The sequence below is a fragment of the Paraburkholderia pallida genome (genome assembly GCF_004524855.1).
GTDB classification, from domain to species: domain Bacteria; phylum Pseudomonadota; class Gammaproteobacteria; order Burkholderiales; family Burkholderiaceae; genus Paraburkholderia; species Paraburkholderia oxyphila.
Map to the genome: position 1 here is coordinate 1740814 of NZ_CP038151.1, position 15547 is coordinate 1756360.

A 15547-nucleotide genomic window follows, 5' to 3' on the forward strand; every position below is an offset into this window, starting at 1 on the left:
ACGGCACCCCTTACTGACTACAATCACCATTTCTTGCTTCGTCAAAGAGATATTGCTCCTCGACCACTTTAGCCAATATCATTGAGGTTGCGTTTGCCGGTGCCCTGCACGTCTTGCTTGGGCGGTACACACTATCACCTCGGTTGATCAACTCACCCGATATCGCGCAAACTCCGGGGCCTCTAGCGTGACATAAGTTCCAGACCTGATCACAGCATCGCCCAAGAGTCGCATCTGCCCAGTCGATGGAAATCGAACGATGAGTTCGACGATGGACGTCGTACACCCCTCTCGCGCCCCATAGTCTTGCCGATCCGGCGCTTTCGGCGTGAACGCACGTTTCACAGCTAAGCTGATTCCGGCCAATAGCCGGGGCATTCGTATCGGATCCGATATACTCCGTTGCTCGGATTCCTTCGATACCCATGAAGCACGCGACGATACGGGTCCACACTTCATTCATCGCATCATCTTTCACCACGCACCTCCCATCAGAGACAATCGATTCGACCCGAGAGAGTTGGGGCAGCGAGTCACATCGATGCAACCACATCTTCCTCAAGCCCCGATCAGGAACAATTCTGAAGTTCTTGAATTTCAATTTTAGAGTAGTGCGATTCCGTTTTCAGAAAAAACTCGAGTTACCGCGAATCGCGATCCATCATTTGCAAAAAAATCCGACAGAAATAAAAAAGGCCATCATCAGAGACGGCCTATTTCATCTGATTTGTTTTTCCGCCGGGCGTTTTTAGAATCGATGTTTTAATCCTATCGCTACGACAACCTGCTGATTGCCCGTCGCAGGGCTCAGTGTGTAGATCCCGGCGCCAAATGTCGGAATTCCATTTCCGCCCCCTACATGTTGGTAGACGCCTTCCATATATATGTCGGTTCGTGTGGACATAGAGTAGTCCACTTGCGCCATAACTTGATTCCAATGTGGAAAGGCGTTTTCCTTTGTTGAGTTAAAAGACGCCATAGTGTATAGATACGATGCGCCAAAACTCAGATCCGAACGAAGAAAATACCGCCCATTGATTTCGAAGTTGTCGAACTTGATATAGTTCCCCGCTCCGCCCATGGGTCCCGGCAACGCACCGTTACTAGTACTTCCACCAAACCAGAGACTGGACACACTCTCGGTTGATGAGTGTGTCCAAACGACCCCGACCGATGACTTTCCAAATGAATATTGTGCTCCGGCACCAAACATTCGCTGCGAGCCGCCCGTGGTGAGCGCATCGCCGTCTCCCGTGCTAGCAGCACCCGCAGAGTTTGGAAAATTGGCGTCTCGATTGATCTGTAAGAACGCCGCCGCAAAGTTGAATGGCCCAAACGAATACCCGACGCCAACGCTATACGCGTTGTTGTTGGAAATCTGCCCGGCGGAGTTCGAGAAGGCGTACATTGCGCCAACCTTCAACCCGTTGAAACTGACGCTTGTGAATTTTATAGAATTGTTGAGACGAAGGTCATTGTTAAGGTTATCGTTATCGTACGGATGCTCGGCGAGATTTCCACCAAATCCCGAACCGGTAGCGCTCAGCGGTGCGAGATAGGTGACCATGAAGTCGTATTGACGGCCTAGAGTGAGTGTTCCGTATCGGCTCTCGTTCAAGCCAATCCACGCCTGCCGACCGAACAGATCCCCACCATTCTTCAATGTGCCGTTCGTCGAATTGAAGCCACTCTCCAACCAAAACACAGCACTCAACCCCCCACCAAGATCCTCCACTCCTCGCAGCCCCCATCTCGGGGTAAAAATGCTGCCGGCAAACTGTTGCCATACCGAGCCGCCCCCAGCCGATGGCTTCGCTGCACTTACGCGAGCATCGTTGCTATAAACGATGCTCGTATCAACGAGTCCGAAAAGCGTCACACTGCTTTGCGCATTTGCGGCGCTCGCGGCCATCATCGTTGCAAATACCAAAAATGTGCGCTTAAGTACCATTAGCTTCTCCAAAATTGGCACGATCCAGAACGTTGTTTGGTTCACGGCGACGGCGAACTGCAGCGATAACCATATCGCCCTGTATACAGGCAGCGGCGTATGTCAAAGCTTAAATGACTCGCTTCGCTGCTATCGCGCAGTCGATTCACAATAGGTTCAAATCGTACCTAGCCCTACAACGTAGGGGTCGCAATGAACGGCGCTGCTTTTCATTGCAACGACGGCAAGATTTCGATGCGATCTCGCGCGTGAGGGACGGCCCGGGGGCGCGACGGTGCTCGTCACGCCCCTCCATCGATAGGTCTCTCGGGAACGAATGGTGGCTACTCAACCGCGCACGCACGCAGCACGGAAGTTGCATTCGTTCGGCTATGCGGAAGGTACAAGTAAGTCTCCCATGCACCCAACTCAGAGCAGCAGTAGCTTCGCCAACTCTGTTAGGATAATCAGCACGAGTTCGCAACCAACACCACCTTCGATATCCGACTGCCCGACCTACGCCTCCAAGTCATCCTGTCGCCAACGAGATATAACTCCCGCTAGCTACCGCTTACCGGACCCATCCCTCGGTTCTCATTATTGCCGCACCTCTTTCACTATTCAGAAAATCGAGAAATTGACGAGCCTCGGGATCTGCATCCGGAGCCAGCACCACATTTACATCTCGCCAAATCGTGCGGTCGGTAGGTAGTTCAACGTAGTCTGCCAGGTCCGGGTGTGTGATCGGCCAGTCCGGCCAGGTGATCCACGCATCCGCATTCTTGTCCACAAACATGCGAAATGCCGGTCCACTGCCCTTTCCGTACCCGACGATGTTCCGCCGAAACTGTTTAACATCGGTCAGCTTCCCAGTCCGTCCCGCGATGTCCTCCCAAGTGCCAGTTCCAGATGTATTCGCGACACCGGCGCCTTCGGTTACAACGATACGCACGCCCGGCTTAAGCAGATCGTCAAAGTTTCGAATGTTTTTTGGGTTTCCTTTTTTGACAGCGATAATCGCCGGACGAATGTAGATCGGTGTCACGTCGCTCCACGAGAAGTCCCTGTAGGTCTCCAGTAACGCAGTTACATCCTCTTCCGAGGTTCCCCACAGGATATCTGCATCCGCCTGAGCCTTCTTTGACCACGTTGGCTCTGGGCCGCCAGTGACTTCAACCTTGACACCCGTCTCCTGCGTAAACACTGCCGCAACTTTCCTGAAAGCTGTATCAGGTCCACCAGCCCCGTACAGCCTGACGATGCCATCGCGCGCATTGTGCTTGATCGAGGGGTCCGGATCCTCGTGTGCCATCGCCGATAGAGCAGTCGCAGCTGATATCAAAGCGACCAGTAGTGTTTTTTCTAAAAAACTCCTCATTTCCAGCTCCTTCGATAGTTCAAATTGTCCGATACTCGTGGGTGCTCCTGCGGAAAACGTAGATGAACCCTGGTCGTTTCACTTTTTCGAAGGTCTCTCATACGTGCCGCGTTGAAGGGTGCAGGTAAGAACGTGAAACAAGGGGATAGTGCTTTTTTATCCAAGCGGCTTCGTATATGCGCGATGGCGGCACGGAAGACAAGTCCAACGGCTCTGTAGGTCGGTGCTTCATTGAACATCTCCCACACGCTTGTCAGCGGCGCCGACGATATCTCAACACCACGCCTGCGCAGGTGGCAGACACCAACCGGGATACAACGATTCGCCCGACGACCAAGACCCGACCGATGAACCAAGACCGTTTCAGACGAGGACAGTGCGGAACTTCGATCGGTTGAACCAGACCACCTTGCTGCAGTAGGTTAGAAAGGACGTATGACGGATCACGATATCAACCCGCGAAGAGGCGTCTAACATCCTCTATAACCATATATGTTAGAGAGATGTGGCGCCACCTATCACTAAGTATAACTAACCGATATCTTGTATTGCACAGTTTGACATATTACTTTCACAAAGCATTTTTTATGGAGAAATTTGATGTCTACAGAAGCGACGTGTCCATTCATTCGTACATCTGTTGGGGGAAGATCGAACCGAGATTGGTGGCCCAACCAGCTGAACCTGTCGATCCTCCATCAGCACTCGACCCTGTCTAACCCCATGGAGCGAGGCTTCAGCTACGCAAAGGAATTCCAGAGCCTGGACTTCTCCGCGTTGAAGAAGGATCTGGAGGCACTAATGACCGATTCGCAAGAATGGTGGCCAGCAGACTTCGGCCACTACGGTCCCTTCTTTGTACGCATGGCGTGGCATAGTGCCGGAACCTATCGGACCGGCGACGGACGAGGCGGCGCGGGATCCGGGCAACAAAGATTCGCGCCGCTTAACAGCTGGCCCGATAACGTAAATCTTGACAAAGCACGTCGACTGCTATGGCCGATAAAGCAGAAGTATGGCCGAAAGATTTCGTGGGCCGACTTGATCGTCCTCACCGGCAACGTCGCCCTTGAATCAATGGGCTTCAAGACCTTCGGATTCGGCGCTGGCCGCGAGGACACCTGGGAACCGGACGAAGACGTATATTGGGGCTCAGAGACCAAATGGTTGGCCAATGGACGCTATTCTGGCGAGCGGAACCTCGACAAACCGCTCGCAGCTGTTCAAATGGGACTTATTTATGTCAACCCCGAGGGCCCAGACGGCAATCCCGATCCAATCGCAGCCGCGAAGGACGTTCGGGAGACGTTCGCGCGCATGGCTATGAATGACGAAGAGACGGTCGCGCTCATCGCCGGCGGACATACGTTTGGCAAAACTCACGGCGCGGGCGACGCTTCGCTGGTTGGGCCGGAGCCCGAAGCGGCCGGCCTTGAGGAGCAAGGTCTCGGTTGGAAGAGTAGCTTCGGTACTGGCAAAGGAAGAGACGCGATTGGCAGCGGCCTTGAAGTCATTTGGACCACCACGCCAACAAAATGGAGCAGTAATTTTTTCTGGAACTTGTTCGGATACGAATGGGAACTCACGAGAAGCCCTGCGGGTGCCTATCAATGGAAACCGAAGGGCGATGCTGGAGCTGGCACAGTCCCTGACCCATTCGATCCATCTAAGCGCCGCGCACCCTCAATGCTCACCACTGATCTAGCGCTGCGTTTCGATCCTGAGTACGAGAAGATTGCGCGTCGATTCTACGAGAATCCCGACCAGTTTGCCGACGCGTTCGCGCGTGCATGGTTTAAGTTGACACACCGTGACATGGGACCACGCGCGCGATACCTTGGCCCAGAAGTGCCCGCAGACGAACTCGATTGGCAGGATCCGATCCCCGCCGTCGATCATCAGTTAATTGACGCACAGGACATTGCGGGGCTTAAGGAGATCATCCTGACATCAGGAGTATCCGTTTCGGAATTGGTTTCAACGGCGTGGGCTTCGGCCTCTACATTTCGTGGCTCGGATAAACGCGGTGGTGCCAACGGAGCCCGGATCCGTCTGGCACCTCAGAGGGACTGGGATGTGAATGAGCCCGCCCAGCTCAGGGCTGTGCTGGGCAAACTCGAAGCAATTCGGAACGCTTTCAACGGCGTCCAGCGCGGTGGGAAGATGGTTTCTCTCGCCGACCTGATTGTGCTCGGAGGCTGCGCAGCTGTCGAATCCTCCGCGAGGAATGCTGGCTACCAGGTTACTGTGCCGTTCACACCCGGACGAACGGACGCTTCACAAGAGCAAACAGATGTCGTGTCCATGGACGTGCTTGAGCCAACGGCAGACGGCTTTCGAAACTACATCAACAGCGCGTCGACCATATCGGCTGAGGCTCTATTGGTTGACAAAGCTCAACAGCTAACGCTGACAGCTCCGGAGATGACAGTGCTGGTGGGCGGCCTGCGGGTTTTGGGTACGAACTTCGGCGGGACGCAGCACGGCGTCTTTACTGACCGACCTCACGTATTGACCAACGACTTCTTCAGAAATCTGCTCGATATGCGCACCGTGTGGACCCCGGTATCGGACGCAAATGCCTTATTCGAGGGCCGGAATTACAATACGGGCGAGGTAACGTGGACGGCCACGCGAGTCGATCTCGTCTTCGGCTCGAACTCCCAACTCCGCGCCATCGCTGAGGTCTATGCGAGCTCAGATGCTCAGGACTATTTCATACATGACTTTGTCGGCGCCTGGACCAAGGTAATGAATCTCGATCGCTTCGACTTACGTTGAGCACCTTGAACGCGGCCGGGCGAGTGCTCGGTCGCGCACTCCTTCGAAAGCCTAATTCCGGCACTCCGAACACCGCACCTCCTCGCGCGCAAATCGAACATCGATTTTCGTAGATCTCGTGATGTCACAATTCGACCGAATCGACGGAGGCGGCGCACAGGCCGCTGCAGTATACGGAGAAATTGATGCATCACAATCAGAACGGAGTTCCTCGATAACAGGGGCTCGACTCAATTCGCAGCAATCTAGCGGTTAACGTCGAATTCCGCGACTTGCGCAGCACACGAAAGCGGTATCTAACAAGTTGCGTCGATCAAACCCAATGGAGGTACTTTTTCCGTCTTCGTGCAAAAGCTAAAAGAGCAGTTTTTCATCGAACGCAGTTTGCTCCACTTCTGCTCATAATCTAGTTGAGCGTATCCCCCTATACCCTGGACCGCAGATAGTATGTTGCAGCCAGCAATGAGCGGGAGAGAGCGAATCTTTAAATCCATCAACTCATGGGAGCCTACAGATGAAGCCACTAGTCAAGCGTCTGGCAATCGGACTATCCGCAACATTTCTCTTCGCAGGTCAGTCCGCAATGACCTTCGCACAAACTCCAGCGTCCACACCTCATGCAAGCCGAGCCGAGGCACGCAAGGCGAACCATATACTCGAGCACAATGTTCTCATCGCGCTTGAGAAGGAGAAGCTTGACGTTGTAGACGTCCGCGTAATTGCGAAGCACGGTGACGTAGGCCTAGACGGCGAAGTTCCCAATTCGACCGACATCGATAAGGCTGCGACAATCGCAGGTCAGGTTCCCGGTGTGAATTCGGTCAAGAACTATCTCACCGTCTACGAAGAAGGCGGTCACTGACGCGTCGTTCGTTCTACGGAGACCCGCACGAGACGGGGTGGATAACGCTAGCCCGCCCCGGATTCGTGACGGTGATCATCGGCAAAATTACCGTCGAGCGCGAGGCGCTATACGACTTCGGAACTGCGGTCGTAGATCAAATCGTATGTCCTATCGGGCACGCGGTATGATGTCGATGCGGTCGGATGCTGCGGAAAGCTCCGCTGCCGGTAACTGGACAGGATCCTGCATCTGTATGACGGCCGCCACACTGTGACTCGGCGTGGCGATTCGGGCTAGGCAAATAGCACGCGTTCCAGCGCCGACAAGTCGCAATTCCCTCTAACGCTCTGAGTGCTGGCGTCAGCGACGCTGCGTCCCCCTTTCGTAGCTCACGCCGCGTCATCGTTAGCATAGGGGCAGCCATCACGGCGCACTCGAGCAACCAAACTCGCCGCGTTCAGCTCGACGTCCGGTAGCTCGACATGAGGCATATTCTGCGTAGTTTCGATGTCCGCAAGTTTGTAGGAAAACTCAGGTGTAGACGAGTTTGCGCGGATACGCAATGTCGACATTGCCTTCGGGCATTACAACGAGCAGCATCCCAATAGTGCGCTGAAGTATCGCTGACCACGGGGGCTCCGGCGCAGGACCGAATCATCAACCTAAAGGTGTCCGGAAGTACTGAGGAAAATCCAGAAGGCTTCCGTGGCTGCCTCGTATCCTGCTGTGCGGCCAAGAAGGTCTTCCAAACCATCAACTCACCGATCCAGCGTGCACAAATATCGGCCCCACCAAGTCGGATCTTTGGGTGATGGACGGATCCCCGATTTAAAGCGCTTCCTCCTGTATGCTCAGGCCTTTCGAGCGTGCCAAAACGCACAATTACGTCTCGTGTGTGCGCAGTACCAGCCCGTTCACGTGAGCAGCAGTTGACCGAAGACCTAGTTGACATGCCGTCCGTCTTCTCGCCGCGCCTGTACGGTTGGCGGAGCCGAAGGAACTTCCATGTGTTTGCAGTTTAATGCCGGCGCCAACTCAAACCCCGCTGACGTTGTCGGAGGCAGAAATGTTGCTGCTCGACCAGACGGGCGAGTGCGCGCGAGCACTGACTCGCCCCCCCATGGCGGCTTGACCCGCTGGAGTGAGAAAGGCACCCCTGTGAGTGACGCTCGCGCCGCTGCACTCCGCGGGGAGCAACCGTTTGCCCTGCGAAGACAAACTGCATGAACGGATTTAAGCACCGTCTCACCAAACGGTGAGCGAGTTTCCAGGAAGAGACCATCCGACCTCTAGGCACTATGGTATCAGCCAAAAGTCAGCAAGTTCAGATTCCGCGCATAAAAGGAGGGGCCGCTATACACGCCCCCTTCCGGAAGTAACGAGGGTCAAGCATTTCGATACACAGCAAGCCGTCTCTTCGATTCATTCAGATCAAACGGCGACGCGAGCTATCCCCTCAACGTCGACCCAATCTCAACATCACCGGTTGACGTATGTGATCCGAAACACTCTACGTTCTACCTAGAGCGACAACCGCTCAACTCCCCTCCATCTCGAGAGTCAGTTTGCTCGTCACCGATGTGACACCATGCACTTTCCGCGCTACGTCCTGCGCCTTTTGGTCCTGAGACTCATCCGTAATATAGCCCGCCAAAACGACGGACCCCGTCTTCGCGTTCGCGAACACTGCGATATCAGAACCATCGAGCTCGTGATCTTTAAAAATCGCCTGGCTTACTGTCTTCGCGAACGCCCGGTTTTGCACACGAATCGCTTTGCGTTCTGCCCGAGTCGGCTTTGCGGACTGAGCCGACGTCGCGGTTACTTCAGATGAAACGCTATTGCCTGCTGCTTGGGCGTAGACGCCGGTCGCAAATAGAATTGGAAGAGCGCCCAGAAGCAAAGTCTTTCGAAATTTCATTGTCTTACTCACTGATTTGAATATCCATTGAGAGAGGAGTACCGGGCCAAACCTCACACTCTGCCCGGCGATCACGCGAAAAGCGAGCCTTCTGTCCCGCGTGTCAAGTTGACACGTTAAACACGGACAAATGTTTTCAAAAACAACGGCCTTTTAGAATCCGAACGAAAATCTTAACGTTTTTACAGCCAGACGACATTTTCTCAGCTTCGCTCTGAAATGCCAAACTAATAACACGTCAACGACTACGGCGATGGTATACACCGCGTGTATCCCACTCGCCGCACAGCCTATCCTCCCTATAGGTCCTGTGCGCACGAGGCCGGCTGAAGCTGCCGCTTTCCGACGCAGATCAGAAAGCGGCGCTGAGCTTCATCATTGAGGGAGCCAAGCATGCCTCCGAACCACCGGACTGTCAGCGGCGCCTATCCCCCGAAGCCTCCTTTAGAGGACGTAAGCAATACAGACTGCCCATCGTCGCTGAGAACCTTCACGGCACCAGAGGCGAGATCTTTAAACATCTGTGTCACTCCCGGCATCGCCTCCGAGACTGGAGCATCCCCCGCCACAATTGCTAGCAGCAAACCTTCGGCCTCTCCTCGCGTCGGCTTGAGGTTCTCGAATCTGCGCGGCACGCCCGGAGGAAAGGAAATTACGTCATAGGGCTCAAGATCAACAAATTCGGTATGGTCCGGGCCTGACTCCCAAATGAAGCGCCAGGTACCGCCGAGAGGCATGAATGTTTCGTTCGTGTTGTGATTGTGAATTACTGGTCCATTTCCCGGCGTCGTCTTAAGAAAGCCGAGGCTGAACCCGGCCTGGGGACGTATCAACGCGTGCGCGTCATCGCCTACAGGGTTCACGGCGTCGTCGCCTTGGGGGGGATCGAAGCCAAAAACGTTAAGAATTTTCTTGTAGTGTCCCGGTATCGCGCTATCCGGAAGGCCTGTGTCTGATCCACGGAGGTCACCGAAGTGCGCGACATATTTGCCAAGCATTTCGCCTCTGGATACCCATCTAACGGGCAACGTCATATTTATCTCCGTCTGCTAGAAATCAACAAACCGAACCTATTACATATTTGACAGTGGTTCGGATAACAACTCTGCACATATCACATCGATGACCGCGCTCGGACGTTGCACTGCAGGTAAATGGCCACCATGCTCAATCGTGTAGCGGCGTCCATTCCGATAGCGCTCCCGGATAGTGCTTCTCATTTGCGGCAATATTTCAGGATCAGCATCATCGTCAATCAATACCACCTCATTGTCGGCCAACGGTACCCGCGAAACGGGAACCGCGCCAAGTAGAGTAAGTACGCGCGCTTTGTAGGACTCCGGGCTCTGCGTGGTTCCAACGAGTGTCTGAAGAACTGCGTGCAATGCCCTTTCCCCCGAATCAAAGGCAGGCGCCCCGAGCATCGATTTCAAGTTTGAATTTACGAGATAGCTAGCGGGCATTCGACTGATTGCCGCCAATGGGGGTTGCGTCGCAAGAAAAGGGGCGGCGTCTACGAAGGTATTGGAGAGAAAGAGTCGACGCACAAGGTGCGGGTATCGAATCGTGAACACCTGAGCAATGTACCCACCAAGCGACGACCCAAAGAGATCCACGTGAGGTATCTCCAAACTATGCAAAAACTGTGCTTGCGCGTCTGCAAGATCCCGAACACCAACAATGGGAGGAGCGGTAACGGTAAGCATATCTAACTGGCGACCTAGCTTCAACCCAATCTCAAAGAACATGTCACCACCGCCTTGGACGCCTGGCAACATAACCAGCGGGCACGTGCTATCTCCGGTGCGTCTATAGGACCATATGGCTCCGCCAATGTCGATATGGCGCTCGGGCCACTCTGACTGAAAGCGCGACAACCTTTCTTGCACCCCACCGAGTTCCTGATCGTATGCGCGGTTAAGGATGAAGTTATGTCCACGCCTGCCTTGATCTTTAATCGCCATCCAACCCTGCTCCATGTGCGACGAACGTCTTCGTATGATAGCTAAGCGCGCTGCACTCAATTATAAAAATGAAACGATTATTTGCCATATCCAACGGTTTACCATCTAGCAAGCTTTTCGACGAGAAGACTGACACAGTAAATTATTTGTCACCATATCGGCTATGCCTCATCGTCGCGGGAGTTTTCCTCCCTAATAGAATGAAATAGGTCAACGCTCCATTGCGCAATGGATACCCAGCGAGACACCATTTGTGCGCGCCTTCAATTTTGCGTCTATACTTGATCCCGTCTCCTCCATATCTACTAAGATATGGCTTCAGCCCGCCATCGTGCGGGCTTTTTCTTGATTGCGTGCCGTCATCAAGACATCGCGCGGATGCCGAGGCGTATTTGTAAAACGCCTAATTTCGTCACATGGAAACAGATTAGCGATGCGCGCCCAGTCGACGTCACACGATGGTTTAAAAGTGGACATATCAGCCAATCACGAATACGCAGACACTGGATGCAACTTCCGCCGATCCAGGTCCGGATGCAAGGTCATACAGACGGCCAGACACATTGCCTGACGACAAGGGTTACGACTGCCGCCGATGCCGGCGCGACTTGCGGCATCGGGGCAAAACAGTTCAGATCGCTCCCGAAAATATCGAGCGCAAAGACTGGCTAGGGAGCGTGATCGATGGGTCGTCGACTACGTGCGCACCTGACGTGACGAGTCGGGCACCTTGTACATTTGCTTCGTTCGTCGGCTCGACACTCATCTTCCACTAATCGAGCTCGCCGTCTTCATAACTTGATCTTGCTTCGTTGACGACATGTGTTAGCGAGTCTTAGCTGCGCTCCCGCTATCGAGGCACTCGTCGTCGTGAATGCTGGCCATAGCAACGTACAACAAAGAGTCGCCCAGTGACCCAAACTGATAGTCCCCAAAACGGATGGGATACGTTTGGGCCCTAGGCAGCCCTCAGCCACCAGCCTTAATCTCCCGTCGTTTCATCACTCCTTCAGCAGATTGGAGACTTCATCTGGCGAATCACGCCGCCGCTGCATTCCCGGGGCGTCCCCTCCGACAAGCCCTGATATTTAGGGCGGTGTTAGTGTCACTTCGTTACCACTACCGGAATTCCGCGTAAAGCGCCTGCGCCCTTGACCGAATCGACGGCTTCCTGTACCACCGCGCTCGTCTTCACGTCGAGCTTCAGGCGCGTGGCCAGCTCGCGTTCGCTGCGCTTCACCGCTGCGAGATTCGCCAGCTTCACGTGGCCGTAGCCGCGCACGCGCTGATGCAGAGCCGCGAGCCTCTCAACGTCGTCAGCGGTTTCGGCATAGTGGGCGGCCAGCTTGCCGAGCGCGGCTCGCAGCGTGGTTTCGTAATCGTCGGCGAGCGCACGTTCCATACGGCGTTCGAGCGTGCGGCCAAACGGATCGAGCCACGTGCCACGCACGCCGCGCCCCTTCGCGAGTAGCGCAAGCGCGCGCCACATCCACTGGCCGAACTGCATCTTGCGCGGTACTTCTCCGTGCTTCGCGCGCGAGATGACCGGCGGCGCCATGTTGAACTTGACCGTGAAGTCGCGGCCCGCCGAGCCTTCGAACTGCGCTTCGAGCGCGGCGCGGAACGCCGGATCGGCATGCAGGCGCGCCACTTCGTATTCGTCCTTCACCGCGAGCAGCTTGTAGAACGTCGTCGCCACGTTGCGTGCGAGCGTTTGTTCGCCCGAACGGTCGGCGCTACGCGCCGCATCGACCAGCGCACGATAACGCTTCACGTAGCCGGCGCCGCCGTAAGAGAGCAAACGCTGCTCGCGGTCGGCGACCAACTCGTCGAGCGTCTGCGTGAGCTTGTGCACCGTCGCTTTGGCGGCCGCCACGCGTTGCGTGTCCAGCGCTTCGAGCGCAGCCCCATCGGCGGCGGCGAGGCGTCCGATCGAGAATGCGAGCAGATTCGCCTGCACGGCCACGTTGTTCAGCTCGATCGCACGCGTGAGCGCCGCGAGCGAAACCGGCACGAGGCCGAGCTGCCACGCGAAGCCAAGCATCACGATGTTCGCGCCAATGGTGTCGCCGAGGAAGCGTTGCGCGAGCGCTTGCGCATCGCAGGCCGCAAGCGGATCTTGCGCAAGCGTCGCGCCGCCCGTCGCCGCATGACGCATCTTCGCGAGCAGCGCATCGGCGTGCAGGTTCGCTTCGGGGTTCTGCACGAACGCGGCGTTCGGAATCTCATGCGTGTTCACGACGATGCGCGTGCGGTCGTGGCGCACGGTCTGCAGCGCGTCGGCGCTCGCGCCCACCACCATGTCGCAGGCGAGCAGCAGGTCGGCCTGCTGCGTGTCGATACGGACCTGGTTGAGCAGCGCATCGGTCGCGGCAAAGCGCACGAACGAAAGCACCGAGCCGCCCTTCTGCGCGAAGCCCATGAAGTCGAGCACGGAAGCGCTCTTGCCTTCCAGATGCGCGGCCATGCTGATGAGCGCGCCCACCGTCACTACGCCCGTGCCGCCCACGCCGGTCACGAGGATGTCGTAGGGCGCGTTGTCCAGATGCGTCGCCGGAAGCGGCAGCGCATTCACGCGCGCGACGAGCGCCTGCGGATCGAACGCGGCGCCCGCGGCCTTCTTGAGCTTGCCGCCTTCGATGGTCACGAAGCTCGGGCAGAAGCCGTTCACGCACGAATAGTCCTTGTTGCACGACGACTGGTCGATGCGGCGCTTGCGGCCCAGCTCTGTTTCCACCGGCTCGACCGAGAGGCAATTCGACTGCACGCCGCAATCGCCGCAGCCTTCGCAGACTTCCTCGTTGATGAACAGGCGCTTGTCCGGGTCGGGGAATTCGCCCTTCTTGCGGCGGCGGCGCTTCTCGGCGGCGCAGGTCTGGTCGTAGATCAGCACGGTCACGCCCGGCGTTTCGCGCAGCTCGCGCTGCACGGTGTCGAGCTCGCTGCGGTGATGGAACGTCGTGCCCTTCGGGAACAGGCCGTGATGGCCGTCGTACTTCTCGGGCTCGTCGCTCACCACCACGAAGCGCGAGACACCCTCGGCCTCCACCTGGCGCGCGATCTGCGGTACGGAGATGCTGCCGTCCACGGGCTGGCCGCCCGTCATCGCCACGGCGTCGTTGTAGAGGATCTTGTAGGTGATGTTGGCCTTCGCGGCCACGGCCTGGCGGATCGCAAGGATGCCTGAATGAAAGTAGGTGCCGTCGCCGAGATTCTGGAACACGTGCGGCATCTTCGTGAACATCGAGTGCGCGGCCCAATCCACGCCTTCGCCGCCCATCTGGATCAAGCCCGTGGTGTCGCGCTCCATCCACGAGGCCATGAAGTGACAGCCGATGCCGGCTTGCGCAATCGAGCCTTCGGGCACCTTCGTCGAGGTGTTGTGCGGGCAGCCCGAGCAGAAGTAGGGCGTGCGCTTCACCGCATCCGCGACGTTCGAAAGAATCTGCGGCGCCACGAGGTCGACCACGCGCTCGCGGCGGTCGAGTGCCGGCTTGTGCTTCGCGAGCCACGCGGCGAACACAGGCAGGATGCGCGAAGGACGCAGCTCGCCCAGCTCGGAGAGCAGCAGCGTGCCGTCCTCGGCGTGCTTGCCGACGATGGCCGGGCGCGCACCTTCCTTGCGGTTGTAGAGGTAGTCCTTGATCTGCTGCTCGATCACGGGGCCTTTCTCTTCGATCACGAGCACGTCGGTCAAGCCCGAGACGAAGGCGTCGATACGCGACATCTCCAGCGGGAACGAGAGCCCCACCTTGTAGATGCGCACGCCCGCGCGATCGAGGTCCTCGACCGTGAGATCGAGCCGGCGCAGCGTTTCCATCAGGTCCAGATGCGCCTTGCCGCAGGTGACGATGCCCACGTTCGCGTGCGGGCTCGGCGCGATCCACTTGTCGATGCTGTTCATGCGCGCGAAGTGGCGCACGGCGTCGAGCTTGGCCGCGAGGCGTTGCTCGATGGCGAGGCTCGGCAGGTCGGGCCAGCGGTTGTGCAGGCCGCCAGGCGGCGGCGTGAAACCTTCAGGTGCTTGCCAGTCGGTCTTGATGGCGTCGAGGTCGACGGTCGAGCCCGACTCCACCGTCTCCGAAATCGCCTTGTAGCCCACCCACGCACCCGAATAGCGCGAAAGCGCCCAGCCGTACAGGCCGAACTCGAGCATGTCGGCGATGTTCGACGGATTCACGATGGGCATGTGCCACGCCATCATCGCGAAGTCGCTCTGATGCGGCATCGACGACGACACGCAGCCGTGATCGTCGCCCGCCACCACGAGCACGCCGCCGTGCGGCGACGAGCCGTAGGCGTTGCCGTGCTTGAGCGCGTCGCCGGCGCGATCGACGCCGGGGCCCTTGCCGTACCACATCGCGAACACGCCTTCGACGGTGCGCTCCGGGTCCGCTTCCACGCGCTGCGTACCGAGCACGGCGGTGCCGCCCAGCTCCTCGTTGATGGCGGGCAAAAAGCGCACGTCGGCGGCTTCGAGCAGCTTCTTGGCCTTCCAGGCCTGCTGGTCGATCATGCCGAGCGGCGAGCCGCGATAGCCGCTGATGAAGCCCGCCGTGTTCAGCCCATGCACGCGGTCGAGCGCGCGCTGCATCAGCGGCAGGCGGATCAGCGCCTGGGTGCCGGTGAGGAAGATGCGGCCGCGCGTGGCGGTGAGGTTGTCGGTGAGCTTGTAGTCGGAAAGGGTAGAGGAATCGCCGAAAGCTGGGCGTGCCGTCATGAAAAGTCT

Annotated in this window: 9 protein-coding genes; 2 read left to right on the forward strand and 7 right to left on the reverse strand. The window is 57.1% G+C overall.

Going from position 1 to position 15547, the window contains the following annotated elements:
- Positions 1–10: 10 nt before the first annotated feature.
- From E1956_RS47850 to E1956_RS42430, 3 genes are all read right to left on the reverse strand, one after another.
- Positions 11–553 (reverse strand): DUF3331 domain-containing protein, encoded by a 543-nt coding sequence (locus E1956_RS47850; RefSeq protein ID WP_418789374.1) that lies wholly within the window; start codon positions 551–553, stop codon positions 11–13.
- A 195-nt stretch (positions 554–748) separates the two neighbouring features.
- Entirely contained in the window at positions 749–1996 is a 1248-nt protein-coding gene (locus E1956_RS42425; RefSeq protein WP_232072285.1) for a porin, read from the reverse strand.
- Positions 1997–2501: 505 nt separating this feature from the next.
- Positions 2502–3308: an extracellular solute-binding protein gene (locus E1956_RS42430; RefSeq protein WP_134759456.1), complete on the reverse strand. Its 807-nt coding sequence runs from the start codon at positions 3306–3308 to the stop codon at positions 2502–2504.
- A gap of 600 nt (positions 3309–3908) precedes the next feature.
- Between E1956_RS42430 and katG the strand changes: the two genes are divergently transcribed.
- A complete protein-coding gene (katG, locus tag E1956_RS42435; protein ID WP_134759458.1) occupies positions 3909–6089 on the forward strand; it encodes a catalase/peroxidase HPI in 2181 nt (726 codons plus the stop codon).
- 514 nt (positions 6090–6603) lie between these two features.
- Positions 6604–6951 carry a BON domain-containing protein gene (locus tag E1956_RS42440; RefSeq protein ID WP_134759460.1) on the forward strand — a complete coding sequence of 116 codons (348 nt, stop codon included), beginning with the start codon at positions 6604–6606 and terminating at the stop codon, positions 6949–6951.
- A 1519-nt stretch (positions 6952–8470) separates the two neighbouring features.
- Here E1956_RS42440 and E1956_RS42450 read toward each other — a convergent pair.
- The 4 genes from E1956_RS42450 to E1956_RS42465 all read right to left on the reverse strand — a co-directional run bounded on the left by E1956_RS42450 (position 8471) and on the right by E1956_RS42465 (position 15538).
- Positions 8471–8854 (reverse strand): BON domain-containing protein, encoded by a 384-nt coding sequence (locus E1956_RS42450; RefSeq protein WP_134759462.1) that lies wholly within the window; start codon positions 8852–8854, stop codon positions 8471–8473.
- A 425-nt stretch (positions 8855–9279) separates the two neighbouring features.
- Positions 9280–9888 carry a cupin domain-containing protein gene (locus E1956_RS42455; RefSeq protein WP_134759464.1) on the reverse strand — a complete coding sequence of 203 codons (609 nt, stop codon included), beginning with the start codon at positions 9886–9888 and terminating at the stop codon, positions 9280–9282.
- 39 nt (positions 9889–9927) lie between these two features.
- Entirely contained in the window at positions 9928–10818 is an 891-nt protein-coding gene (locus tag E1956_RS42460) for an alpha/beta fold hydrolase (RefSeq protein WP_167760311.1), read from the reverse strand.
- A gap of 1105 nt (positions 10819–11923) precedes the next feature.
- Entirely contained in the window at positions 11924–15538 is a 3615-nt protein-coding gene (locus E1956_RS42465) for an indolepyruvate ferredoxin oxidoreductase family protein (RefSeq protein WP_134759468.1), read from the reverse strand.
- Positions 15539–15547 lie beyond the last annotated feature (9 nt).